Annotated in this window: 23 protein-coding genes and 1 other annotated feature; of the genes, 22 read left to right on the top strand and 1 reads right to left on the bottom strand. The window is 42.2% G+C overall.

Features of this window, described 5'->3' with window-relative positions:
* The first annotated feature begins 9 nt into the window (after nucleotides 1-9).
* On the top strand, nucleotides 10-393 hold the full coding sequence (locus tag QT716_RS10065) for an FxsA family protein (protein ID WP_317935918.1): 384 nt from the start codon (nucleotides 10-12) through the stop codon (nucleotides 391-393).
* On the opposite strand, the gene QT716_RS10070 is transcribed toward QT716_RS10065, so the two are convergent.
* The gene (locus tag QT716_RS10070; protein ID WP_317935919.1) at nucleotides 383-1,369 is read right to left on the bottom strand and encodes an AI-2E family transporter; all 987 of its coding nucleotides are present in this window, start codon (nucleotides 1,367-1,369) and stop codon (nucleotides 383-385) included. The two genes, QT716_RS10065 and QT716_RS10070, sit on opposite strands and share 11 nt — an antisense overlap.
* 173 nt (nucleotides 1,370-1,542) lie before the next feature.
* On the opposite strand from QT716_RS10070, the gene citZ reads away from it, so the two are divergent.
* The 21 genes from citZ (at nucleotide 1,543) to QT716_RS10175 (ending at nucleotide 21,768) form a co-directional block, all read left to right on the top strand.
* On the top strand, nucleotides 1,543-2,658 hold the full coding sequence (citZ, locus tag QT716_RS10075; RefSeq protein ID WP_317935920.1) for a citrate synthase: 1,116 nt from the start codon (nucleotides 1,543-1,545) through the stop codon (nucleotides 2,656-2,658).
* 69 nt (nucleotides 2,659-2,727) lie between these two features.
* Nucleotides 2,728-3,996, top strand: a complete 1,269-nt coding sequence (gene icd / locus QT716_RS10080; protein WP_317935921.1) for an NADP-dependent isocitrate dehydrogenase — start codon at nucleotides 2,728-2,730, stop codon at nucleotides 3,994-3,996.
* A 192-nt stretch (nucleotides 3,997-4,188) separates the two neighbouring features.
* On the top strand, nucleotides 4,189-5,127 hold the full coding sequence (mdh, locus tag QT716_RS10085) for a malate dehydrogenase (protein WP_317935922.1): 939 nt from the start codon (nucleotides 4,189-4,191) through the stop codon (nucleotides 5,125-5,127).
* A gap of 102 nt (nucleotides 5,128-5,229) precedes the next feature.
* The gene (locus QT716_RS10090; protein ID WP_317935923.1) at nucleotides 5,230-5,709 is read left to right on the top strand and encodes a MaoC/PaaZ C-terminal domain-containing protein; all 480 of its coding nucleotides are present in this window, start codon (nucleotides 5,230-5,232) and stop codon (nucleotides 5,707-5,709) included.
* A gap of 10 nt (nucleotides 5,710-5,719) precedes the next feature.
* Nucleotides 5,720-6,421, top strand: coding sequence for a response regulator transcription factor (locus QT716_RS10095; RefSeq protein WP_317935924.1), 702 nt, complete (start codon nucleotides 5,720-5,722; stop codon nucleotides 6,419-6,421).
* Nucleotides 6,418-7,851: a two-component system histidine kinase PnpS gene (gene pnpS / locus QT716_RS10100; RefSeq protein ID WP_317935925.1), complete on the top strand. Its 1,434-nt coding sequence runs from the start codon at nucleotides 6,418-6,420 to the stop codon at nucleotides 7,849-7,851. Before QT716_RS10095 ends, pnpS begins: the two co-directional genes overlap by 4 nt.
* 90 nt (nucleotides 7,852-7,941) lie before the next feature.
* Entirely contained in the window at nucleotides 7,942-10,569 is a 2,628-nt protein-coding gene (gene polA, locus QT716_RS10105) for a DNA polymerase I (protein WP_317935926.1), read from the top strand.
* 9 nt (nucleotides 10,570-10,578) lie between these two features.
* Complete coding sequence (mutM, locus tag QT716_RS10110; RefSeq protein ID WP_317935927.1) at nucleotides 10,579-11,451, top strand: bifunctional DNA-formamidopyrimidine glycosylase/DNA-(apurinic or apyrimidinic site) lyase; 873 nt, start codon at nucleotides 10,579-10,581, stop codon at nucleotides 11,449-11,451.
* A gap of 13 nt (nucleotides 11,452-11,464) precedes the next feature.
* Complete coding sequence (gene coaE / locus QT716_RS10115; protein WP_317935928.1) at nucleotides 11,465-12,055, top strand: dephospho-CoA kinase; 591 nt, start codon at nucleotides 11,465-11,467, stop codon at nucleotides 12,053-12,055.
* A gap of 128 nt (nucleotides 12,056-12,183) precedes the next feature.
* Nucleotides 12,184-13,206 carry a glyceraldehyde-3-phosphate dehydrogenase gene (locus tag QT716_RS10120; protein ID WP_317935929.1) on the top strand — a complete coding sequence of 341 codons (1,023 nt, stop codon included), beginning with the start codon at nucleotides 12,184-12,186 and terminating at the stop codon, nucleotides 13,204-13,206.
* Nucleotides 13,207-13,366: 160 nt separating this feature from the next.
* Nucleotides 13,367-13,861, top strand: a complete 495-nt coding sequence (nrdR, locus tag QT716_RS10125) for a transcriptional regulator NrdR (RefSeq protein ID WP_317935930.1) — start codon at nucleotides 13,367-13,369, stop codon at nucleotides 13,859-13,861.
* Between the two features lie 14 nt (nucleotides 13,862-13,875).
* On the top strand, nucleotides 13,876-15,240 hold the full coding sequence (locus QT716_RS10130) for a replication initiation and membrane attachment family protein (protein WP_317935931.1): 1,365 nt from the start codon (nucleotides 13,876-13,878) through the stop codon (nucleotides 15,238-15,240).
* A 1-nt stretch (nucleotide 15,241) separates the two neighbouring features.
* Nucleotides 15,242-16,195 (top strand): primosomal protein DnaI, encoded by a 954-nt coding sequence (gene dnaI, locus QT716_RS10135; RefSeq protein ID WP_317935932.1) that lies wholly within the window; start codon nucleotides 15,242-15,244, stop codon nucleotides 16,193-16,195.
* Nucleotides 16,196-16,257: 62 nt separating this feature from the next.
* Nucleotides 16,258-16,488: a binding site (T-box leader), on the top strand.
* 49 nt (nucleotides 16,489-16,537) lie between these two features.
* A complete protein-coding gene (thrS, locus tag QT716_RS10140) occupies nucleotides 16,538-18,469 on the top strand; it encodes a threonine--tRNA ligase (protein WP_317935933.1) in 1,932 nt (643 codons plus the stop codon).
* 268 nt (nucleotides 18,470-18,737) lie between these two features.
* Complete coding sequence (locus QT716_RS10145; protein WP_317935934.1) at nucleotides 18,738-18,911, top strand: hypothetical protein; 174 nt, start codon at nucleotides 18,738-18,740, stop codon at nucleotides 18,909-18,911.
* A 91-nt stretch (nucleotides 18,912-19,002) separates the two neighbouring features.
* A complete protein-coding gene (gene infC / locus QT716_RS10150) occupies nucleotides 19,003-19,509 on the top strand; it encodes a translation initiation factor IF-3 (RefSeq protein ID WP_317936022.1) in 507 nt (168 codons plus the stop codon).
* Between the two features lie 30 nt (nucleotides 19,510-19,539).
* Nucleotides 19,540-19,740 carry a 50S ribosomal protein L35 gene (gene rpmI, locus QT716_RS10155; RefSeq protein WP_025783745.1) on the top strand — a complete coding sequence of 67 codons (201 nt, stop codon included), beginning with the start codon at nucleotides 19,540-19,542 and terminating at the stop codon, nucleotides 19,738-19,740.
* A gap of 96 nt (nucleotides 19,741-19,836) precedes the next feature.
* Nucleotides 19,837-20,196, top strand: a complete 360-nt coding sequence (gene rplT, locus QT716_RS10160) for a 50S ribosomal protein L20 (RefSeq protein WP_025783744.1) — start codon at nucleotides 19,837-19,839, stop codon at nucleotides 20,194-20,196.
* 122 nt (nucleotides 20,197-20,318) lie between these two features.
* A complete protein-coding gene (locus QT716_RS10165) occupies nucleotides 20,319-20,612 on the top strand; it encodes a DUF1294 domain-containing protein (protein ID WP_317935935.1) in 294 nt (97 codons plus the stop codon).
* Between the two features lie 33 nt (nucleotides 20,613-20,645).
* Nucleotides 20,646-21,134, top strand: coding sequence for a dUTP diphosphatase (locus QT716_RS10170; protein ID WP_317935936.1), 489 nt, complete (start codon nucleotides 20,646-20,648; stop codon nucleotides 21,132-21,134).
* A gap of 121 nt (nucleotides 21,135-21,255) precedes the next feature.
* Nucleotides 21,256-21,768, top strand: a complete 513-nt coding sequence (locus QT716_RS10175) for a helix-turn-helix domain-containing protein (RefSeq protein WP_317935937.1) — start codon at nucleotides 21,256-21,258, stop codon at nucleotides 21,766-21,768.
* Nucleotides 21,769-21,840 lie beyond the last annotated feature (72 nt).

Consider the following 21,840-nt stretch of genomic DNA (forward strand, 5'->3'; position numbering starts at 1 on the left):
GTGTATTGAATGAAATGGTTACTGCTTCTTTTCTTACTGGTTCCAGCAAGTGAACTAACCGTATTACTATATGCCGGAAACCAAATGGGCGTCATGCCAACACTTGCTATAATCCTAATAACGGGAATTGGCGGAGCTTATTTAGCGAAGCGGCAAGGATTTAAGGCGTTTGTTAACTTTAGAGAAAGAATGGCCGCTGGTGACGCGCCTGGACCTGCCTTGATAGACGGTCTGTGTATATTAGCAGGAGGTCTTTTGTTACTCGTTCCTGGTTTCATAACAGATATCATTGGTTTGCTGTTACTTTTCAGTTGGCCGCGAAAACTAATCCGTCCTCTCATTATTCAGCAAATCTATAAGAAGATGAAAAAAGGCACATTAATCATTCGATGAATTTCGGATGATTTCTTATTTTCATCGCAGTAAACAATAGGAAAGGTGTTAGTAAAATACCTGGCAAGCCAAATAAGTAAAATGAACTCGCTGTTATTAAAAATGCGTGCACTGGCTTTACTCGGAAAGTAGATGCCCATAAGTAAGATTCAGCAATTTGGCGACTCACTAACGTTAAGATGTAAAGCAGAAGAATCGCTGACCCGAACAAATAGTTTCCAGTATAAAAGTAGAAAATAATCATGGGAAGCAGAAACAATCCAGTGCCTAAAAGCGGCAGACTGTCCGCCAAGGAGATGACAAATGCTGTTCCAATGGGTGAAGAGAAAGAGAGCAGGAAAAATCCTGTGCATAGTAAAAGAAACGTTAAGCAAAAGAGTCGAGCCTCAATTGATAGGAAGTGACCAATCAGTTCTCCCGCTTTTTTAAACAGACGATGTGCCTGGCGGCGCATGGATGCTGGAAAGTAGACGAGAAACCAGAATCGGTCTTTTTCACTTTCACGCAGTGCAAAGAAAAAAGCCACTAAGAAAATGAAAAGTGTAAGTACTTGCTGAAATAGTAAGCCCGTAAACGTCACGGTGTGTTCAACGAGTGAGTGACCCGCTGTAAGTATATTCTCTTTCAGAAATGTGATTGCGACACCAGACCAATCCTGATTACCAATATAAGGTTCTATATGATGTTCGACAATAGGCAATGTATCTATTAAACCTTGTGTTGCCATTACAAATACGCCCGCGACTATACCGATGATGAATAACATAGAAAGCAGCGTAGAGAGTGTTCTCGGCAATCCAAAAACGTGATGTACAAATTTCACAACAGGTGCTGCGAAATAAGCGATAATGATTGCAATTGCTGCAGGAGGTACTAGGAATAAAAAAACACCTCCAACTAAAGCGGGTATAAGCGGTGCCAAGTTGGCGTTAAAAAACTTGTAAGCTCCTGAATTTTTAATAGGTGAGCCCTCCAATTCGCTAGAATATCTGGAAATCGTGTGCATTTATATTCACAAAACGGACAAAGTTGATTATAATGAGTTTTGTAAGCGTTTTTAGACGGAATAATATTAGCAGATCAGCCGACTGTCCCAACCGGCAGGTAAAACGGATGGCTGGACGGCTGCTGACTGAAGGAGAGAGTTTCATGACATCTACTAAAGGTTTAGAAGGAATTGTAGCGACACAGTCCGCAATCAGTTCAATCATCGATGATACCCTTACATACGTCGGGTACGACATTGACGATCTTGCAAACAATGCAAGTTTTGAGGAAGTCGTCTATCTACTTTGGCACTTGCGTTTGCCAAAAGAGGATGAGCTCACTGAATTGAAGCAGCAGTTGGCGGATAACATGTCCGTGCCTCAAGAAGTGCTAGCACACTTCAAAACGTATCCTATTAAAGACGTACATCCTATGGCAGCATTGCGTACAGCAATCTCCCTTCTAGGGTTATATGATGACAAAGCAGAAGATATGTCCAAAGAAGAGAACTACTTGAAGGCAATTAAGCTGCAAGCAAAAATTGCAACTGTAGTTACTGCTTTTGCGCGTACTCGTAAGGGTCTAGAGCCAGTAGCCCCTGATACGTCGCTTGGATATGCAGCGAACTTCCTATACATGCTGAATGGTGAAAAACCAGAACCAATTGAAGAGGAAGCATTTAACAAAGCGCTTGTATTGCATGCAGACCACGAGCTGAACGCATCAACGTTCACAGCACGCGTTTGTGTTGCAACACTTTCAGATATGTATTCAGGTGTTACTGCAGCAATTGGAGCCCTTAAAGGACCATTGCATGGTGGCGCAAACGAACAAGTTATGAAAATGCTAATGGATATTGGCAGTGAAGACAAAGTGGACGAGTATATCCATAACAAATTGGATAACAAAGAAAAAATCATGGGCTTCGGACACCGTGTTTATCGTCAAGGCGACCCGCGTGCGAAGCATCTTCGTGAAATGTCAGAAAAACTGACGGAGCTTCGTGGCGAAGGCAAGTATTTCCGTATGTCTGAAGCAATCGAGAAAATCGTTACAGGTGAGAAAAAATTACCGCCAAATGTTGATTTTTATTCAGCATCGGTATATCATTCACTTGGGATTGATCATGATTTATTTACTCCGATTTTTGCAGTTTCCCGGATTTCCGGATGGATTGCACACATTCTAGAGCAGTACGATAACAACCGACTGATCCGTCCGCGTGCCGAGTATATCGGACCGGACATGCAGAAGTATGTGCCAATCGAACAGCGTTAACAAGCAAAAATCTCTGGGGGGGTATGCAATCATACCCGCCCTATACTTATGACTTTAGGAGGAATTTTAATGGCTAACGAAGGTAAAATCACAGTATCAAACGGTGTTTTAAACGTACCAGATCACGCAACAATTCCATACATCATCGGTGACGGAACAGGTCCTGACATTTGGTATGCGGCTTCACGCGTTCTTGAAAGCGCAGTAGACAAAGCTTACGATGGAAAACGTAAACTTGAGTGGAAAGAAGTATTAGCTGGAGAAAAAGCATTCAATGAAACTGGCGAATGGCTTCCACAAGCGACTCTTGACACAATTGAAGAGTACTTGATTGCGATTAAAGGACCTTTGACTACACCAATCGGCGGAGGATTCCGTTCATTGAACGTAGCACTTCGTCAAGAACTAGACCTATACACTTGCCTGCGTCCAGTTCGTTACTTCGAGGGCGTTCCTTCACCGGTTAAGCATCCTGAAGACTGCGACATGGTCATCTTCCGCGAGAACACAGAAGATATCTATGCAGGTATTGAGTATAAAGAAGGTTCCGATGAAGTTAAAAAAGTAATCGACTTCTTACAAAATGAAATGGGCGCTAAAAACATCCGCTTCCCAGAAACATCTGGAATCGGCATTAAGCCTGTTTCTGAAGAAGGAACAAAGCGTCTTGTACGCGGTGCATTGAACTATGCAATCACTGAAGGCCGTAAATCAGTGACACTTGTTCACAAAGGAAACATCATGAAGTTTACAGAAGGCGCATTCAAGAACTGGGGATATGAAGTAGCTGAGCAGGAATTCGGCGACAAAGTATTCACATGGAACGAATACGACCGCATTAAGGACGAGCAGGGAACAGATGCTGCAAACAAAGCGCAATCAGACGCTGAAGCTGCAGGCAAAATCATCGTTAAAGATTCAATTGCTGATATCTTCCTTCAGCAAATCTTGACACGTCCAAAAGAATTCGACGTTGTAGCAACAATGAACTTGAACGGTGATTATATTTCTGACGCACTCGCTGCACAAGTTGGCGGAATCGGTATCGCACCAGGTGCGAACATTAACTACGATTCAGGACATGCAATCTTCGAAGCGACTCACGGTACTGCACCGAAGTATGCTGGTCTAGACAAAGTAAACCCATCTTCACTTCTTCTTTCAGGTGTACTAATGCTTGAGCATCTTGGATGGAACGAAGCAGCTGAAATGATCACGAAGTCAATCGAAAAGACAATCGCTTCTAAAGTGGTTACTTATGACTTTGCACGTCTAATGGAAGGCGCAACTGAAGTGAAAACTTCTGAGTTCGCCGACGAGCTGATCAAAAACCTATAAGTTTACGAATCGTATTCGACAGGTACTAAATAAGTAAGGGACAAAAAGCAGAGCTCGAATCGCAGCCTCTGCTTTTTGTTTATAATAAAACAGGTTGGCAGTGTTGGTTTTTAAGAACTTTTGTTAGAAATGGTGCCTTATTAAATAGAATAGCAGTTGAATCATTATCCAATTCGGAAAGGGAGTTTTGTAATGTCTATGTCTCGTAAAAAAGTATCGGTTATTGGTTCTGGATTTACTGGAGCGACAACAGCATTTTTGCTCGCTCAGAAAGAATTGTGTGACGTGGTGTTGGTGGATATCCCGAACATGGAGAGCGCCACGAAAGGAAAAGCTCTTGATATGTTAGAAGCAAGTCCTGTTCAAGGGTTTGACGCGTCCATTACTGGCACTTCAGACTACGGCGACACTCGAGGTTCAGATGTAGTCATCATCACAGCGGGGATAGCCCGCAAACCGGGTATGAGCCGAGATGACCTTGTTCAAACGAATCAAAAGGTTATGAAGTCCGTAACTGCGGAAATCGTAAAGCATTCACCTGAGACAACCATCATTGTTCTTACAAACCCTGTAGATGCCATGACATACACAGTTTATAAAGAATCGGGACTCCCGAAAAGTCGCGTCATTGGACAGTCAGGTGTTCTGGACACAGCGCGATTCCGGACATTTGTTGCACAGGAGCTGAATGTTTCAGTGAAAGATGTTTCTGGATTCGTTCTCGGCGGCCATGGGGATGATATGGTTCCGCTTGTCCGTTATTCTGCTGCTGGCGGTGTTCCGCTGGAGAAGTTGATTTCAGAAGAACGGATTGAAGAAATTGTCCAGCGCACCCGTAAAGGCGGTGCGGAAATCGTGAATCTGCTTGGAAATGGTTCAGCCTATTATGCACCAGCTGCTGCCTTAGTCGAAATGGCGGAAGCAATCTTGAAAGATCAGAAACGTATTATTCCCGCAATTGCTTATTTAGAGGGTGAATTCGGTATGGATGGTATTTATATGGGAGTACCGACTGTTCTTGGTAAAGACGGGATTGAAAAAATCATTGAGCTTGAATTGACAGACGATGAAAAACAAGCGTTATCCAAATCTGCAGATTCCGTAAAAGCAGTGATGAAAATATTAGTGTAATCTCACAAAAATCGAGTAGCGCAAGATGAAGCTACTCGATTTAATTTTGTTTTGTGATAGACTTTAAAGTAGAAAGCTAACACCTACTAAGGGGGACTTTTTTTGATACTTGGTAAAAAAAGAAGAGTCGGCAGAGGAATTGAAGAAATTAAGGTTGGCGAAAAACTTAAATTGACTGAAAAAATTGAAGATAGGGACCTGCTTCTCTATTTAGGGCTGACAAACGATCCTAATCCAATTTATATTCAACACGATTTTGCATCTCAAACAGATGTGCAAAAGCCAATTGTACCAACACTTATGTTAACGGGGTTCATCACGTCAGCGATTTCAAAATACTTACCTGGCCCTGGTTCATATGTACTCGCTCAACATTTAGAGTTCCCGAATCCAGTGTATCACTACGAAACGATTACGATTACACTTGAAGTTACAGCAGTGGACATCGAAGCCAATCAGGTGAAAATCACGGTTACAGCTTTAAATGAGACGAGCGAACAAACGGTTCAAGGCTACGTACTGGTAGCAGCACCTTCTGTTAAAAATCGACAACTAACTTCACAAACAATGGATAACTTCTGATATGGAGACTATGGAAGCATTTCAAACTAAAACGGTGTTGATAGTAGAAGATGATCCTTCGATTTGTACGCTGCTTGAATACAATTTAAAACAGAATGGATATCGTACGTTAGTTGCAACGAACGGCATAGATGCATTAGAGACAGCTATCGCTAGCAAACCGGATTTGATAGTACTGGATATTATGCTGCCTGGAATGGACGGCATCGATGTTTGTCAAAATCTGCGCCAACAAAAAATAGATACTCCCATCATCATGTTAACGGCTAGGGGCGAAGAGACAGATAAAGTGCTTGGATTGGAAATCGGTGCGGATGATTATATGACGAAACCGTTCAGCCCGCGAGAGTTAACAGCACGCGTTAAAGCTGTGCTGCGACGTACAAATGGTCCAAAACAGCCTAGTGAAAGTATTAGTATTAACGGTTTGACTGTATACCTTGAGCGATACCAAACAGAATTGAATGGAGAGTTACTGGAATTCACTCCAAAAGAATTTGAACTGCTCGTTCATCTCATGAAACATAAAAACCGCGTGCTTTCACGAGATCAGTTACTTCAAGCTGTCTGGAACTATGACTTCAGTGGAGATACACGCATTGTAGACGTTCATATTAGTCATCTCCGGGATAAGATTGAAGCGGATTCTAAAAAGCCCCGTTCCATTAAAACTGTCCGCGGAATTGGTTATAAATTTGAGGAGTTTTCATGAAAAGTAAAGGCCACTCCTCCCGAATCCTACTCACAACTAGTGCTACACTAGTTGTCTTTTCAATTGTTCTCTGGATTGTAATTAGTCAATTTTTCAACGTAGTCGATGCACCTGTCGATTCATCATTAGAAAAGACTTTTTTGTATTACATCACAATTGTAATTATCCTATTTCTCGTTCTCAGCTTGTTTACGGTATCCAGAGTGATTTATCACTTTACGAAACCCGTGGATGAAATAACGAGAGTAGCAGGGAAATTAGCTATAGGTGATTATAAAGCTCGTGCCAGTGTTAGTGAATTCAGGGACTTAGGAAATCTCGCTACGTACATCAACAAGATTGCACAGCACGCACAAGAAACCCAAGTTGTTCGTTCTATGGAAAAAGAAAGACTTAAAACACTTATCGAAAGCATCGGCAGCAGTCTGATCATGCTTGGCCGGGGTGGTACTGTGAACTTGATGAATGGAGTTTTTGCTCAAACCTTTAACGCTTCTTCTGCTGATTCTATTGGGAAACCCTATAAAGAAATCGGATTACCGGCGGCAGTTGAACAATTAATTGAGAATGTGTTTTTGACTGAACAAGTCCATGAGCGTCAAATTCGACTGGAGCGACAAATCGACACGTTGAATTTAACGGTATACGGCGCGCCTGTTATCGGAAGACATGGAAACTGGTTGGGAATCATAGTAGTGTTTCATGATATTACGCAAATCATTCAGCTTGAAGAGGTGCGAAAAGACTTTGTTGCGAACGTTTCACACGAATTAAGAACCCCAGTAACATCTATAAAAGGATTTGCGGAAACGTTACTGGACGGAGCGATAGAGGATCCTGTCATATCAAGAGATTTTGTTAGCATTATTGAGAAAGAAAGTGGCCGGTTACATTCGCTTGTTTCGGATCTATTAGAGTTATCGGGGATTGAACAACAAGGGTTCATCCTCAATCTTACAGAAGTGGATGCAGCGATTACGATACGGGAAGCTGTCGAATTGGTTTCTGTAAAACTTGCCGAAAAAGAAATGAGAATTGAAATCGAAGACCCAGGTGAGTTAAAGCTGGAAGCGGATGGCGGACGCTTAATGCAAGTCATTGTCAATTTACTTATCAATGCAATTTCGTATTCAAAACCCAAAACAGTTATAACCATTAAAGCGAAAACGGTTGATGAATTTGTTGTTATTTCGATTGCGGATGAAGGCATAGGAATTGAAAAGGAAAAACTGACTAGAGTATTTGAACGTTTTTATCGTGCAGATTTAGCGAGAAGCCGTGATTCAGGCGGTACGGGTCTAGGTCTTGCGATTGTAAAGCATCTAATCGATGTCCATCATGGAAGTATATGGGTGGAAAGTGAGATTGACAAAGGATCTGAGTTCTTCATTAAATTGCCAATCAGCCAACATTCGAATTCTGCTGGTTAAAGTGAACCACGTCGTTTTCTTTTCATCCTGCCTACGTGGTAAGATGAAGGAAGACGACGTTTTTTTTTTACGAAGGAGTGGACGAGCTACGTGACGACTAAAAAAATTGTGTTATTAGATGGAAATAGCCTTGCTTATCGTGCTTTCTTTGCTTTGCCGTTACTAACGAATGACAGCGGAATTCATACGAATGCAGTGTATGGCTTTACAATGATGCTTCAAAACATACTAAAAGAAGAGCAGCCGACGCATCTTCTCGTTGCTTGGGATGCGGGGAAGACTACATTCCGACACAGTACATTTAGTGAATACAAGGGGGGACGTCAAAAGACGCCGCCGGAACTATCCGAACAATTTCCATACTTACGTAAACTATTGACTGCATATAACATCCCACAATACGAATTGGAGAATTTTGAGGCCGATGATATTATCGGTACACTAAGTCGAACTGCAAGCGCGGAATCAGCTGAAACGGTTGTCATTTCAGGTGACAAAGACTTAACACAGCTCGCGACCGAATCGACGACAGTTTGTATAACTCGCAAAGGAATAACCGATATGGAGATGTATACTCCTGAGCATATCGAAGAGAAGTATGGAATTGAACCACTCCAAATTATTGATATGAAAGGCTTAATGGGTGATGCTTCAGACAATATCCCTGGTGTGCCGGGGGTTGGTGAAAAAACAGCATTAAAGCTTTTGAAAGAATATGGATCTGTGGAAAAAGTATATGAGTCCTTAGATGCGATTAGCGGTAAGAAGTTAAAGGAGAACTTAACGAACAACGAAGAGCAAGCATTCATGAGTAAGCAGCTTGCAACGATTGAAGTTAATGCTCCCCTGACGATAGGGTTACAAGATCTGTCTTATAGTGGTCCGAACGAAGAGCAGCTTACTGCACTGTTTAAAGAACTCAAATTCACCACACTGCTTGAGAAAATGGGTGTAGAAGCCGAAGCACCTGAACCTGTTGAAGAGATTGAAGTAGTAACGAAGCACAAAGTCACGAATGCCGACTTATCGGATCAAATGGCCGTCCACTTGGAAATGATGGACGATAACTATTTGACTTCGGATTTATTCGGTATTGCTATGACAAACGGTGAAACAGTATTTTACGTACCTATGAGTGATGTGAAAGAAGACGAAGAATTAAAGACATGGCTTGCAAATCCGGAAAAACAGAAGCTCACAACAGACGCTAAGGCACTCTACGCTGCGCTTGCTGCAATCGATATCCCCGTATCGGGAATCGATTTCGATTTGACACTAGCTGCGTATATTGTCAATCCTTCACTTTCATTTGATGATGTATCTGAAGCAGCAGAATCAATTGGGTGGAACGGTATCCAAAAAGATGCATCTGTCTATGGGAAAGGTGCGAAAAAAGCAGTTCCAGCAGAGGACATAATCGCTCAGCATGCGGGAACTAAAGCAGTTGCGGTTTGGAACTTACAGGAAACTGTATCTGAAAAACTAAAGCAGAATGAGCAATATGAGTTGTATCATAACTTGGAATTACCGCTTGCAAAGATACTCGGAAAAATGGAATCCACTGGTGTGAAGACCGATTTGGATATCTTGCAAAAGATTGGTACAGAATTATCAGGCAGACTGGAATTTCTCGAATCAACGATTTACGAAATTGCGGGTCAGTCATTCAACATCAATTCACCTAAGCAGCTGGGCGTCATTCTATTTGAAAAGATTGGCCTAACACCTATCAAAAAGACGAAAACAGGCTATTCAACAGCAGCAGATGTGCTTGAGAAGTTAGCGCCGGAGCACGAGATTATTGAGCATATTTTGTTATACCGTCAGCTTGGAAAGTTGAAATCTACGTATATCGATGGATTGTCTAAAGAAATCCACGAAGATGGTAAAGTTCACACACGGTTCCAGCAGGCGCTTACACAAACTGGACGACTTAGCTCGATTAATCCGAATTTGCAAAATATCCCGATCCGACTGGAAGAAGGGCGTAAAATTCGTGCCGCTTTTGTCCCCTCAGAACCAGATTGGATTATGTTTGCTGCGGACTACTCACAAATCGAACTTCGCGTGCTTGCCCACATCTCGCAAGATGAAAAGTTGATAGAAGCATTCCGTGCAGGTGCGGACATTCATACGAAGACAGCAATGGATGTGTTTGGAGTTGCAAAAGAAGATGTGACGTCTAATATGCGCCGGGCTGCGAAAGCGGTCAATTTTGGAATTGTTTACGGTATAAGTGATTATGGGTTATCTCAAAGTTTGGATATCCCTAGGAAAGAAGCTGCGGAATTCATCGAAACCTATTTAAAGAGTTTCCCCGGTGTTAAACAATACATGGACGATATTATACAAGACGCAAAACAACGTGGATTTGTCTCCACGATGATGAACCGCAGACGGTATTTACCCGACATTACAAGTTCGAATTTCAACCTGCGTGGATTCGCTGAGCGCACTGCGATGAATACACCAATCCAAGGTACAGCTGCAGACATTATTAAAAAAGCGATGATTGACATGGATCATCGTCTGGAAAAAGAAGATCTTCAAGCACGCATGCTGTTACAGGTACACGATGAACTGATTTTTGAAGCGCCGCCTGAAGAGTTGGAACAGCTAAAGAAAATTGTGCCGGAAGTGATGGAGTCCGCTCTGGAACTGAATGTTCCGTTAAAAGTGGATTCTGCTTATGGAGCAAGCTGGTACGATACGAAGTGAGGGATTGCGATGCCAGAACTACCAGAAGTTGAAGGAGTTGTACGCTCATTAGCCCCTGCGGCAAGCGGACGTACAATTCAAAAGGTAACAGTTTCTGAAACGGTAACGGCTTCAAAAGCTGCAGGAAAAGAAGCGATTGTAAAAGGTCATGATGTAGATTACTTTGCTGAAGAGCTGAAAGGATTTACGATTGAAGCGGTTACCCGCCGCAGTAAATATATTTACTTTCATCTTGTGAAAAACAATACCTGCCGCTTGCTTGTCAGTCATTTAGGAATGACAGGCGCGTGGTTTGTCGTAAATACGATTCAAGATATTCGTGAACAAAAGTTCCGCAATCATATTCACGCCATCTTCCAGCTTGAAGATGGCGGTCTTCTTGTCTATTCAGATATTCGCCGTTTTGGGGAACTGCGATTACTGACGTGTGAAGAAGACTATATACCGCTTACTTTAATGGCCCCTGAACCATTCGCTGAAGATGCATTGGAATTTTTCCTGACGAAATCTGTAGAAGAGAAATATGCTCGAAAACCGATTAAAGAAGTGATAATGGATGGGCAAGTCATTTCAGGCTGCGGAAATATATATGCAACAGAGGCATTGTTCAGAGTAGGCATTCATCCAAAGCGGGCAACAGGAAGAATCAGTCATGCCAGAAAACAACAGCTTTTCCGCGAAATTGTTGCCGTACTCGATGAAAGTATACAAGCTGGCGGCAGTTCAATATCAGATTATCGCAATACGAACGGTGAAGCGGGCTCCATGCAAAATCGTTTAAAAATGTACGGAAAGAAAGTGTGTCCGAATTGCGGAACTGCAACTGCTTCTATCCAAATTGCAAATCGGACATCCACCTACTGTAAAAAGTGCCAACATTGAAAGGGGAATTTGCATGATTATCGGACTTACCGGCAGCATTGCCAGTGGAAAGAGCACTGTTGCCAAAATGTTGAAAGAACGTAACCTGCCTGTAGTAGATGCAGATCAGATTGCCAGGCTCGTAGTGAAGCCGGGCACTCCTGTCTTGAAGAGTATAGAAGAAGTTTTTGGTCCTGAGGCTTTAAAAGAAGATGGAACAATGGACCGTGCAGCAGTAGGAAAGATGATTTTTGAAGACTCTGCAAAACGCGAAAAATTGAATGCAATCATTCATCCAGCTATCCGAAAAGAGTTAGTTGCTCAAAAAGAGGCACACCTTGCTGCGGGTGCAAAAACAGTCGTTTTGGACATTCCATTATTGTTTGAGAACAAGTTACATGATTATGTAGAGAAAATACTTGTCGTATCCGTTACTCCCGAAGTTCAAAAAGACCGATTGATGAATCGTAATCAGTTGTCTGAACAAGAGGCGGTTACCAGAATCGATTCTCAACTTCCGATAGCTGTGAAAGAAAAAGGTGCTGATGCAGTGATCTTCAATAATGGAACAATTGAAGAAACGGAAAGACAAGTGGCAGATGTATTGAAAAAATGGAATGTGTAATATATTATCTGAAAAAACAATCATTGTTCAATGTTGCACAAACTCTTTCCACATGATGAAAATGTGTTATACTAATTAAGAATATTTGAGTAAACAGTATAACATCATACATACGGGAGGACTTATTCATGACAACATCAGTAGCGATTAATGGTTTTGGTCGAATTGGCCGCATGGTATTCAGGCAGTTGATAGTAGAGGAAGAGGTTACCGCTATAGCCATTAATGCCGTTTATCCGCCAGAAACATTAGCACACTTGATTAAGTATGACACAACTCACGGAACGTTCGACGGAGAAGTGATTGTTGAAAAAGATGCGCTTCTTGTGAACGGCAAGCGAGTTGAACTCGTTGCTGAACGTGACCCATCCAAACTCCCTTGGAAAAAACTTGGCGTAGACATCGTCATTGAAGCAACTGGTGTGTTTAACGCACGTGAAAAAGCCGCTTTGCACTTGGATGCTGGCGCAAAGAAAGTTATCCTATCTGCTCCAGGAAAAAACGAAGACATTACAATTGTGATGGGTGTCAACGATGAAAAACTGGATATTGAAAAACATGATGTGATATCGAATGCAAGCTGTACAACGAACTGTTTAGCACCTGTAGCGAAAGTTTTAAATGACGAATTTGGCATTGAAAATGGGCTGATGACTACTGTACATGCCTATACAAATGATCAAAAGAACTTAGATAATCCACACAAAGACTTGCGCCGCGCACGTTCTTGCGGGCAATCCATTATTCCAACGTCAACAGGCGCAGCAAAAGCACTTTCATTAGTGCTTCCTGAACTTGAAGGTAAGATTCATGGAATGGCATTACGAGTACCGACTCCAAACGTTTCTCTAGTCGATCTAGTAGTAGACGTGAAGCAAGATGTGACAGCAGAACAAGTTAACGAAGCGTTCAAGAAAGCGATGGAAGGTCCGATGAAAGGCATTCTTAGCCTGACTATGGAGCCCCTCGTTTCTATTGATTTCAATAACACATCAGACTCAGCAATCATTGATGGTCTATCAACGATGGTTATCGGCAATCGTAAAGTGAAAGTTCTGGCTTGGTACGATAACGAATGGGGTTATTCAGCTCGCGTTGTTGACTTGACGAAAAAAGTGGCAAAAGAACTTCGTACAGCTATCAAAGCTTAATTGTTAGTATCAAACTGTCTTCTCACCTGCGGATATGCAGGGAAGAAGGCAGTTTTTTAAATGGTTTGAACGAGACGACAGCAGAAAAGTCAACGCGGGTGTTACGAAAACCCTCTCTCTGTTATAATAGATGAACTACAGAAAACCGGAGGAACAAATTATGAAATGTCCAGCTTGCAAATTTAACGGAACGCGTGTTGTCGACTCTAGACCAGCCGAAGAGAACAGCTCCATCCGCAGACGCAGAGAATGCGAGCAATGTAATTACCGGTTTACAACTTTTGAAAAAGTAGAGGAAGCGCCGCTTGTTGTTGTAAAAAAGGAAGGTACTCGCGAAGAATTCACAGGTGAAAAAGTTCTCAGAGGACTTATTCGAGCATGTGAAAAACGTCCAGTACCGCTTGAAGACTTAAAGAATATTGTCGATTCTATCGAAAAGGAATTAAAAAGCAGAGGGATATCTGAAATTGACTCTCACGATGTAGGTGAAATGGTCATGGAACGTCTTGCAGATGTCGATGAAGTTGCTTATGTTAGATTCTCCTCTGTGTATCGTGACTATCAAAATATTACCATGTTCATTGAAGAATTGAAAAATTTGCAAATAGGACCTCTTCGTGAAAAGAATGGTTCTGAAGAGCCATCTGAGGAGTAGGAGGTAGAACGAACATGCTTTTCCAGGAATTACAGCCGGTCGATACGTATTCACTGAAATTATCGGTCCCATTTTCTGATTATGATCGCCAGCTTCTCACGCTTTTTTATCAACCTTTAACGGGGCCTGAAGCGATGAGTTTGTATTTAACTTTATGGGCAGATGCAGACCCTCAAGAAAATCGATTTTTTACACATTACCATTTGATGAATATTTTAACGATGCCGCTTCAGGCTGTGTTCCAAGCAAGAATCTCTTTAGAAGCAATTGGGCTGCTGCGTACATATACGAAGACAGAGGATGACCGTCGTTCGTTTGTTTACCAATTATTACCTCCTCTCGATGCTCAAAACTTTTTCCACGACCCTTTACTGGCAACTTTTTTGTTCAGCAAAATCGGTGAACAAGCATATCGCGATTTGCGTGGCCGTTTTGTCACCGAGACATCTAACACAACTGGATACAAAGAAATATCAAGAAATTTTTTAGACGTATACACGCCTGTAAATGGGAATGCCCATGAACTTCAAAACGAACAACAGTTGGCGGCACGGGAACCTGCACATGGAGTTCCCTTTGACCATAGTGGTTTTGACTTTGACTTGCTGATGAGCGGTCTATCGGAACAAATGGTTCCACGCGCAGCATTAGCTGGAATTTCCCGTGAACTTATTGCGAAATTGGCATTCATGTACGATTTGAATCCATTGGACATGCAGAAAGTAATTATGATGGCACTGAATGAAAACTTGGAAGTTCCAGAAGAACGGCTTCGTAAATCATCAGCCGACTTCTATAAGATGAACATTTCAAAATCAGCTCCGAAACTTGAAAAAGTCTATAATGTGAAGCCGGCACCTGAAGTATATGACGGTCCGCAAACGAAAGAACGTGACCAGATTAACTATCTAACTCAGATCTCGCCACGGGAAATGCTTCGCGATATTATGGGGAAAGAGCCTGTCTCTGTCGATATACAGCTGGCCGAGCGCCTGGTCAATGTACACGGCTTGGAAATACCGGTTGTGAATGTACTGCTGCAATATATTCTCTTACGAAATGATATGAAGATTACATCAAGTTTTGCTGAAAGAATTGCTTCTCATTGGAAGATGAAAAAAGTGGATACTGCTGAAAAAGCGATGGAATATGCTCGGAAAGAACATGACCAATATACGAAGTGGCTGAATGAAGGCGGAAAATCAGGCGGTAGAACCCAAAAGCCAATACGCGAAGAGCAAGTTCCTGATTGGTTCTACAAAAAAGATGAAAAGGACAAGCCAGCAAAACCGGTTTCCGCTGAAAGCAAGGCAGAGATTGATGAAAAACGAAAACAATTACTGGCTAAATTAGAAACTATGAGAAAAGGGGTGAAGTAAAATGGAGCGAATCGGAGATGCTATGAAACGGGTCATCAATGCACCGAAACTTGCCGCACGTTACGATGAATTGAGAAATGAAGTTCTTTCCAATGATAAGGTTCAGCTATTCATAGAGGAGCATTCAGAAGAGATTGACAAACAAGTTATCGAAAGAAGTCTTAATAAGTTATACGAATATACAACGGCTTCGCACCAATGTGAAAAATGCACGAATCTTGAAGGATGCATCAATGTCATGAAGGGCTTCGAGCCGAAGTTGATCATGAACCAAGGGCTGATCGATGTGACTTATATCCGTTGTCCGCGTAAAGAAATAGATGATGAAAAGCGGGCAGTTAACAAGATGCTGGACAGCTTATATATGCCGAAAGATGTTATGGCCGCAACTTTACCAGACGTGGATATCTTTTATGATGACAGTCGGATAGAACTTGTAGACATGGCGGAACAGTTCATCACCCAATTCGAGGAGACAGGAGAAGTTCCCGAAAAAGGATTATATATCTACGGGGAATTTGGAACAGGAAAGTCCTTTATTCTCGGTGCCCTCGCAAATGAACTTGCCAGTCGTCAAATACGAACGGTGGTTGTATACTTACCGGAGTTTTTACGTGAAATCAAACAATCCATTTCAGATAACTCCCATAACGAAAAAATTGAATTTGTTAAAAAGGCAAAAGTGCTCATGATCGATGACATCGGTGCAGAATCGATGACAGCTTGGGCTCGGGATGAAGTTCTTGGGACAATATTGCAATATCGAATGGCTGACCAGCTTCCGACATTCTTCACTTCTAATTTTACGCTGGACCAATTACAAAACCATTTGACGTTTTCTCAACGCGGGGAAAAAGAACCGGTCAAAGCAGCTCGAGTTATGGAACGCATTAAAATGATAAGTGATCCTGTCGAGCTGAAAGGTAATAATCGAAGAGTAAAGAAAAAAGAGTAATTGTTTATCGGATTCTCTTGCATTTTTTGACGACATTCACTATACTAATCACAATACATCGAACAAATGCTTAGACAAGGACAACAATTGATTGAACGACCTACAGAGAGCAAGGGGAATGCTGAGAACCTTGCAGGAAACGGCAGCCAATTTACCACCTTTGAGCAGCAGCAGGGAACTACTGAGTACCTGTTGACGGCCCCGGCCCGTTAGCCGTTTGAAGCTTCATCATTCCGGTTTTTTAGGATTGAAGGAAGAAGGGTGGAACCGCGAGCACAAGTCTCGTCCCTTTATGGGATGGGGCTTTTTTGTGTCTAAAAATAGAAAAGGGAGTGCATTTACATGTCAGATTCAATTCATTTAAAATTTCCAGACGGTGCGGTAAAGGAGTTTCCTGCTGGCACTACGACTGAAGACGTTGCAATGTCGATTAGTCCAGGGCTTCGTAAAAATGCACTAGCCGGTAAGCTTGGGGAGCAGCTCATCGACTTGAAAGCGCCAATCCAGCATGATGGAGATATCGCGATCATTACTCAGCAGTCTCCAGAAGCCTTAGAAATATTACGCCATAGCACAGCACATTTGCTGGCTCAAGCTGTTAAACGCAAATTCCCTGATGCAAAACTTGGAGTAGGACCAGCGATTGACAATGGATTCTATTATGATATTGATTCCCCGACGCCGATTACAGCTGATGACCTTCCCGAAATTGAAAAAGAAATGAAACGGATTATCGGTGAGAACCTTGAAATTGTTCGTCATGACGTAACACGTGCAGAAGCACAGCGCCGCTTTAAAGAAATTGATGATGAGTATAAATTGGAATTACTTGAAGCAATCCCGGAGGATGAGCAAGTTTCAATTTACGAACAAGGCGAGTTCTTTGACCTATGCCGCGGCGTCCACGTTCCCTACACAGGTAAACTGAAAGAATTTAAGCTGTTAAGTATTGCGGGAGCATACTGGCGCGGGAATTCTGACAACAAAATGCTTCAACGTATTTACGGAACTGCGTTCTTCAAGAAAGATGAACTTCAAGCGCATTTGAAAATGTTGGAAGAAGCAAAAGAACGGGATCACCGTAAAATCGGAAAAGAATTGGACTTGTTCATGAACTCACAAAAAGTGGGTCAGGGATTGCCGCTTTGGTTGCCAAAAGGCGCGACAATTCGTCGGGTGATTGAACGGTATATCGTAGACAAAGAAGAGCGTCTAGGGTATGACCACGTTTATACACCAGTTCTAGGCAGTGTAGAGCTTTATAAAACGTCTGGACATTGGGATCATTATCAAGATGGCATGTTCCCAGTTATGAGTATGGACAATGAAGACTTAGTGCTTCGTCCGATGAACTGCCCGCATCACATGATGATTTACAAAAATGGCATCCACTCTTACAGAAACTTACCGATTCGTATCGCAGAACTCGGAACGATGCACCGTTATGAAATGTCAGGAGCGCTTTCAGGCCTTCAACGAGTTCGCGGAATGACATTGAATGATGCACATATCTTTGTCCGTCCCGACCAAATCAAAGACGAGTTCCAACGCACAGTTCAGCTGATTATTGACGTATACAAAGACTTCAATATTACAGACTACTCGTTCCGTCTTTCATACCGGGATCCTGCTGATACTGAAAAATACTTTGACGATGATGCAATGTGGGAACGCGCGCAGCTGATGATCAAAGACGCCATGGATGATATGGAATTGGATTATACAGAAGCGATTGGAGAAGCAGCCTTCTACGGTCCTAAACTCGACGTGCAAGTGAAAACAGCAATTGGAATGGAAGAAACACTTTCAACAGTTCAACTGGACTTCCTTCTTCCGGAACGCTTTGACCTCACTTACGTTGGTCAAGACGGCAACCATCATCGTCCAGTCGTTATTCATAGAGGCGTTGTTTCAACAATGGAACGGTTCGTCGCATTCCTCATCGAAGAATACAAAGGTGCATTCCCAACTTGGCTCGCGCCAATCCAAATCGAAGTCATCCCGGTTTCACCTGAAGCACACTTTGACTATGCAGACAAAGTACGGGAACAACTCGTTGCTGCTGGATTCCGCGTGGATCTCGACAGTCGAGAAGAAAAAATCGGTTATAAAATCCGCGAAGCCCAAGTACAAAAAGTACCTTACATGCTCGTACTAGGTGACAAGGAAATCGAGTCAGGCAACGTCAACGTACGTAAATACGGAGAACAAAAATCCGAATCCATGAGTTTCGATGCATTCCTGGAACTATTGAAAAGTGACGTAGCTCACTAATTCTTTTTGTTAATCGCTTGATTATTTTGTAGAACAGCAAGTTTTAGTACAACACCGTTGATTGAAGCGGAAGATGGCGACTCCGGAGGGACCAGCGCAGGTTGAAGACCCCGCAGGGAGCGAAGCGAACCGAGGAGGCTGAAACCAAGCCCCTCGGAAAGCGTCCATCTGTAGCGGAAATCAACATGCTGTTTTCTATTTTATATTTTTAATCCTTGACACTATCTCTATAAGATGGTAAAGTAGATAAGGTTAAAGAATACAGTTTGTGATACAAGAAGGAGCTGCCCGCTTCTCACCTGATCGACGCCAATTGGCAGTTGTTGAGGTTAGCACAGTAGTGAAGCCGCGTGTGTACTATACGTGTGCGATTGCGGGTAGACAAATCATTCATTTGTCTGCTTTTTTTATTGCCTCATTACCTGAAGGCGCTGAATGCTGAAAGGTTTTGCAAGCTGTGCCGAACGGTGCAGACTGCTCAAACGGTGTATTCGCGAGATAATATTCGGAGGTGGATTACGATTAGCAAAGATATGTATGTGAACGAAGGAATTCGTGCCCGTGAACTACGACTTATCGACCACAATGGAGATCAGCTCGGCATTAAAACCCGTACTGAAGCACTTGAAATTGCTGCACGTGCTAATTTGGACGTAGTCCTGGTAGCACCAACAGCTAAACCGCCTGTAGCTCGTATTATGGACTATGGAAAGTTTAAATTCGAGCAGCAGAAAAAAGAGCGGGAAGTCCGTAAGAACCAAAAGATCATCCAGGTTAAAGAAGTACGTCTTAGCCCAACTATCGATGAGCACGATTTTCAAACAAAGCTTCGTAACGGAATTAAATTCCTTGAAGCGGGTGACAAAGTAAAAGCATCTATCCGTTTCCGCGGACGTGCAATTACTCACAAAGAGATTGGACAGCGTGTTCTTGACAAGTTTGCAGAAGCTTGTAAAGAAGTTGGAACTGTCGAAGTTCGACCTAAGATGGAAGGCCGCAGCATGTTCTTGATGCTTGCGCCAGTTAACGAGAAAAAGTAAGCCGAACAAACGATTTAGGAGGAACAGATCATGCCAAAAATGAAAACTCACCGCGGTTCCGCGAAACGTTTCAAAAAAACAGGAAGCGGTAAAGTGAAGCGCGGACGCGCTAAAACTAGCCACCTTTTTGCTAACAAGTCGACAAAAGCTAAGCGTCACTTGCGCAAAGGATCACTCATTTCTTCAGGCGACTACAAGCGTATTCGTGAAATGATTACGTACATGAAGTAATAGCTCCATCCCGGTTATGCGGATCCAGCAGGGATCACGAACCGATTGAATTCAAATCTAATATATTCTTACAGGAATAGCAGGAGGTAATGAACTATGCCACGCGTAAAAGGTGGAACAGTGACGCGCAAGCGTCGTAATCGAGTATTGAAATTAGCAAAAGGGTATTTTGGTTCTAAACACCGTCTCTACCGAGTAGCAAACCAACAAGTCATGAAGTCATTGAACTATGCTTACCGTGACCGTCGCCAGAAGAAACGGGATTTCCGCAGACTTTGGATCACACGTATCAACGCGGCTGCTCGTGTAAATGGTATGTCTTACAGCACACTTATGCACGGTCTTAAAGTTGCTGGTATCGACGTTAACCGTAAGATGCTTGCTGATCTTGCAGTAACTGATGCAGCAGCATTTGCTCAATTTGCTGAGACAGCTAAGAAATCACTGTCTAAATAATTGATTTTCCAACGTCGCGATTCCGAATTTATTCGGGTCGTGACGTTTTTTTATTGGAAAACTTCATGAATCCAGTAAAAAGTGAAAAGAACATGCCGAAAGTAAAAGTGAGGAGAGATGGGATGGAGATGTTAGGAATCGAATGGATTGTTTTTATGTCGATTTGGTCATTTGTCACAATGGGCTACGACAAAAGACAAGCAAAACAAAAGAATCGCCGCATTCCTGAAAAACATCTTTGGATACTGGCAATTGCAGGTGGTGGGATTGGTGCTTACTTTGGGATGCAAGTGTTCCGACATAAGACGCGGCATACCTCATTCCGAGTCGGCTTTCTTATGCTTGCTTTACTAGACGCTGTACTTGTTTTGTACTTATTAGGATTACGGATGCCAAGCATGCCGTCATTATTTTAATTAGAAGTTTTTTAAAAGGAGCAATCAGCAAATATGGATATGAAGAAGTTATTTAACATGCAGCTGGAGCTGGATACATACATTCAGGCACAACATGGACTTTCAGACCAAAATCTTTTTGAAGACAAAGTGCTCGCATTGCTCGTTGAACTCTCAGAGTTGGCAAATGAAACAAGATGCTTTAAATTTTGGAGTACGAAGGGACCTTCAGAACGATCCGTCATTTTAGAAGAATATGTAGATTCCATTCACTTTCTGTTATCCCTTGGAATTATCAAAGAACTAACTGCGTTTAATGACTGGAGGAGCATTCCTTCCGACGAGTCCTTGACCGCCACTTTCATTAAAACAAACCATGCTGTATTAGTATTTAACCAGCATCCAAATATGCAGTCATACATAGGCCTTTGGGATTACTACGGAATACTAGCTGAACAACTCGGATTTTCTACAAAAGAAATTGTTGAAGCGTATATAGAAAAAAATGAGAAGAATTATGAGAGACAAAAATCAGGTTATTAATTGACAATAGTACTTAAGCAAGCCTTAATTGCATATACAATTTTATTAATAAATAAAAGATTGACAAACACGTTAAAATGAAAAATAATAGTAGTAATAGATTTGTAGAGGAGGACTACTTGTGAACGACTGGAGTAAAGAGGGATTTGGTATTAGGTTAAAGGAACTAAGAGAACAAAGAGGATTGTCAATGATGGCATTCGGTGCAGCAATCGGGACATCCGCTAGCCGTATCAAAGACTGGGAAAAAGGCAAGAACGCACCATCTGCAGCATGGGTTGCTAAAATTTCCGAACGTTTCAACATTTCCACAGATGAACTGATTCTTGGAGATTCGAAAAAAACTCCTGCTTTTAAACAATCCAATACAACAAATGCTGAATCATTATATGAACGTTTACGTGAGACGATTACAGTTGATGGCTTCGATGATGAGTTGGACGAAGAAACTGAAGAACTATATGATCAGTTAGATGGATCCAACAAAATGAGATATCGAAGCGGTAAAGGCAGACGTCTGGCAGAACGGGAAATCCTTCACTTGCTAACTGGGCTGCCTAAGAAAGACGTTCTTGAAATTTTGGAACTGGCTAAAATTAAGTGCCGTATGCAAAAAACTGCGGAAACAAAATAATACGCGTTACACACAATGGATTGCAAATCTATTGTGTTTTTATTTGGGAATTTTCATGGTGTACGCTATGAT

The sequence above is a fragment of the Sporosarcina aquimarina genome (assembly GCF_033253705.1).
In the GTDB taxonomy this organism is placed as follows: domain Bacteria; phylum Bacillota; class Bacilli; order Bacillales_A; family Planococcaceae; genus Sporosarcina; species Sporosarcina aquimarina.

Excerpts from the sequence above, each read along its gene's own strand:
- QT716_RS10170 (WP_317935936.1), top strand. The coding sequence starts at position 20,646 with ATGGATATGAAGAAGTTATTTAACATGCAGCTGGAGCTGGATACATAC.
- rplT (WP_025783744.1), top strand. The coding sequence starts at position 19,837 with ATGCCACGCGTAAAAGGTGGAACAGTGACGCGCAAGCGTCGTAATCGA.
- nrdR (WP_317935930.1), top strand. The coding sequence starts at position 13,367 with ATGAAATGTCCAGCTTGCAAATTTAACGGAACGCGTGTTGTCGACTCT.
- thrS (WP_317935933.1), top strand. The coding sequence starts at position 16,538 with ATGTCAGATTCAATTCATTTAAAATTTCCAGACGGTGCGGTAAAGGAG.
- pnpS (WP_317935925.1), top strand. The coding sequence starts at position 6,418 with ATGAAAAGTAAAGGCCACTCCTCCCGAATCCTACTCACAACTAGTGCT.
- citZ (WP_317935920.1), top strand. The coding sequence starts at position 1,543 with ATGACATCTACTAAAGGTTTAGAAGGAATTGTAGCGACACAGTCCGCA.
- mdh (WP_317935922.1), top strand. The coding sequence starts at position 4,189 with ATGTCTATGTCTCGTAAAAAAGTATCGGTTATTGGTTCTGGATTTACT.
- icd (WP_317935921.1), top strand. The coding sequence starts at position 2,728 with ATGGCTAACGAAGGTAAAATCACAGTATCAAACGGTGTTTTAAACGTA.
- coaE (WP_317935928.1), top strand. The coding sequence starts at position 11,465 with ATGATTATCGGACTTACCGGCAGCATTGCCAGTGGAAAGAGCACTGTT.
- QT716_RS10065 (WP_317935918.1), top strand. The coding sequence starts at position 10 with ATGAAATGGTTACTGCTTCTTTTCTTACTGGTTCCAGCAAGTGAACTA.
- QT716_RS10130 (WP_317935931.1), top strand. The coding sequence starts at position 13,876 with ATGCTTTTCCAGGAATTACAGCCGGTCGATACGTATTCACTGAAATTA.
- rpmI (WP_025783745.1), top strand. The coding sequence starts at position 19,540 with ATGCCAAAAATGAAAACTCACCGCGGTTCCGCGAAACGTTTCAAAAAA.
- infC (WP_317936022.1), top strand. The coding sequence starts at position 19,003 with ATGTATGTGAACGAAGGAATTCGTGCCCGTGAACTACGACTTATCGAC.
- QT716_RS10165 (WP_317935935.1), top strand. The coding sequence starts at position 20,319 with ATGGAGATGTTAGGAATCGAATGGATTGTTTTTATGTCGATTTGGTCA.
- mutM (WP_317935927.1), top strand. The coding sequence starts at position 10,579 with ATGCCAGAACTACCAGAAGTTGAAGGAGTTGTACGCTCATTAGCCCCT.
- dnaI (WP_317935932.1), top strand. The coding sequence starts at position 15,242 with ATGGAGCGAATCGGAGATGCTATGAAACGGGTCATCAATGCACCGAAA.
- QT716_RS10120 (WP_317935929.1), top strand. The coding sequence starts at position 12,184 with ATGACAACATCAGTAGCGATTAATGGTTTTGGTCGAATTGGCCGCATG.
- QT716_RS10095 (WP_317935924.1), top strand. The coding sequence starts at position 5,720 with ATGGAAGCATTTCAAACTAAAACGGTGTTGATAGTAGAAGATGATCCT.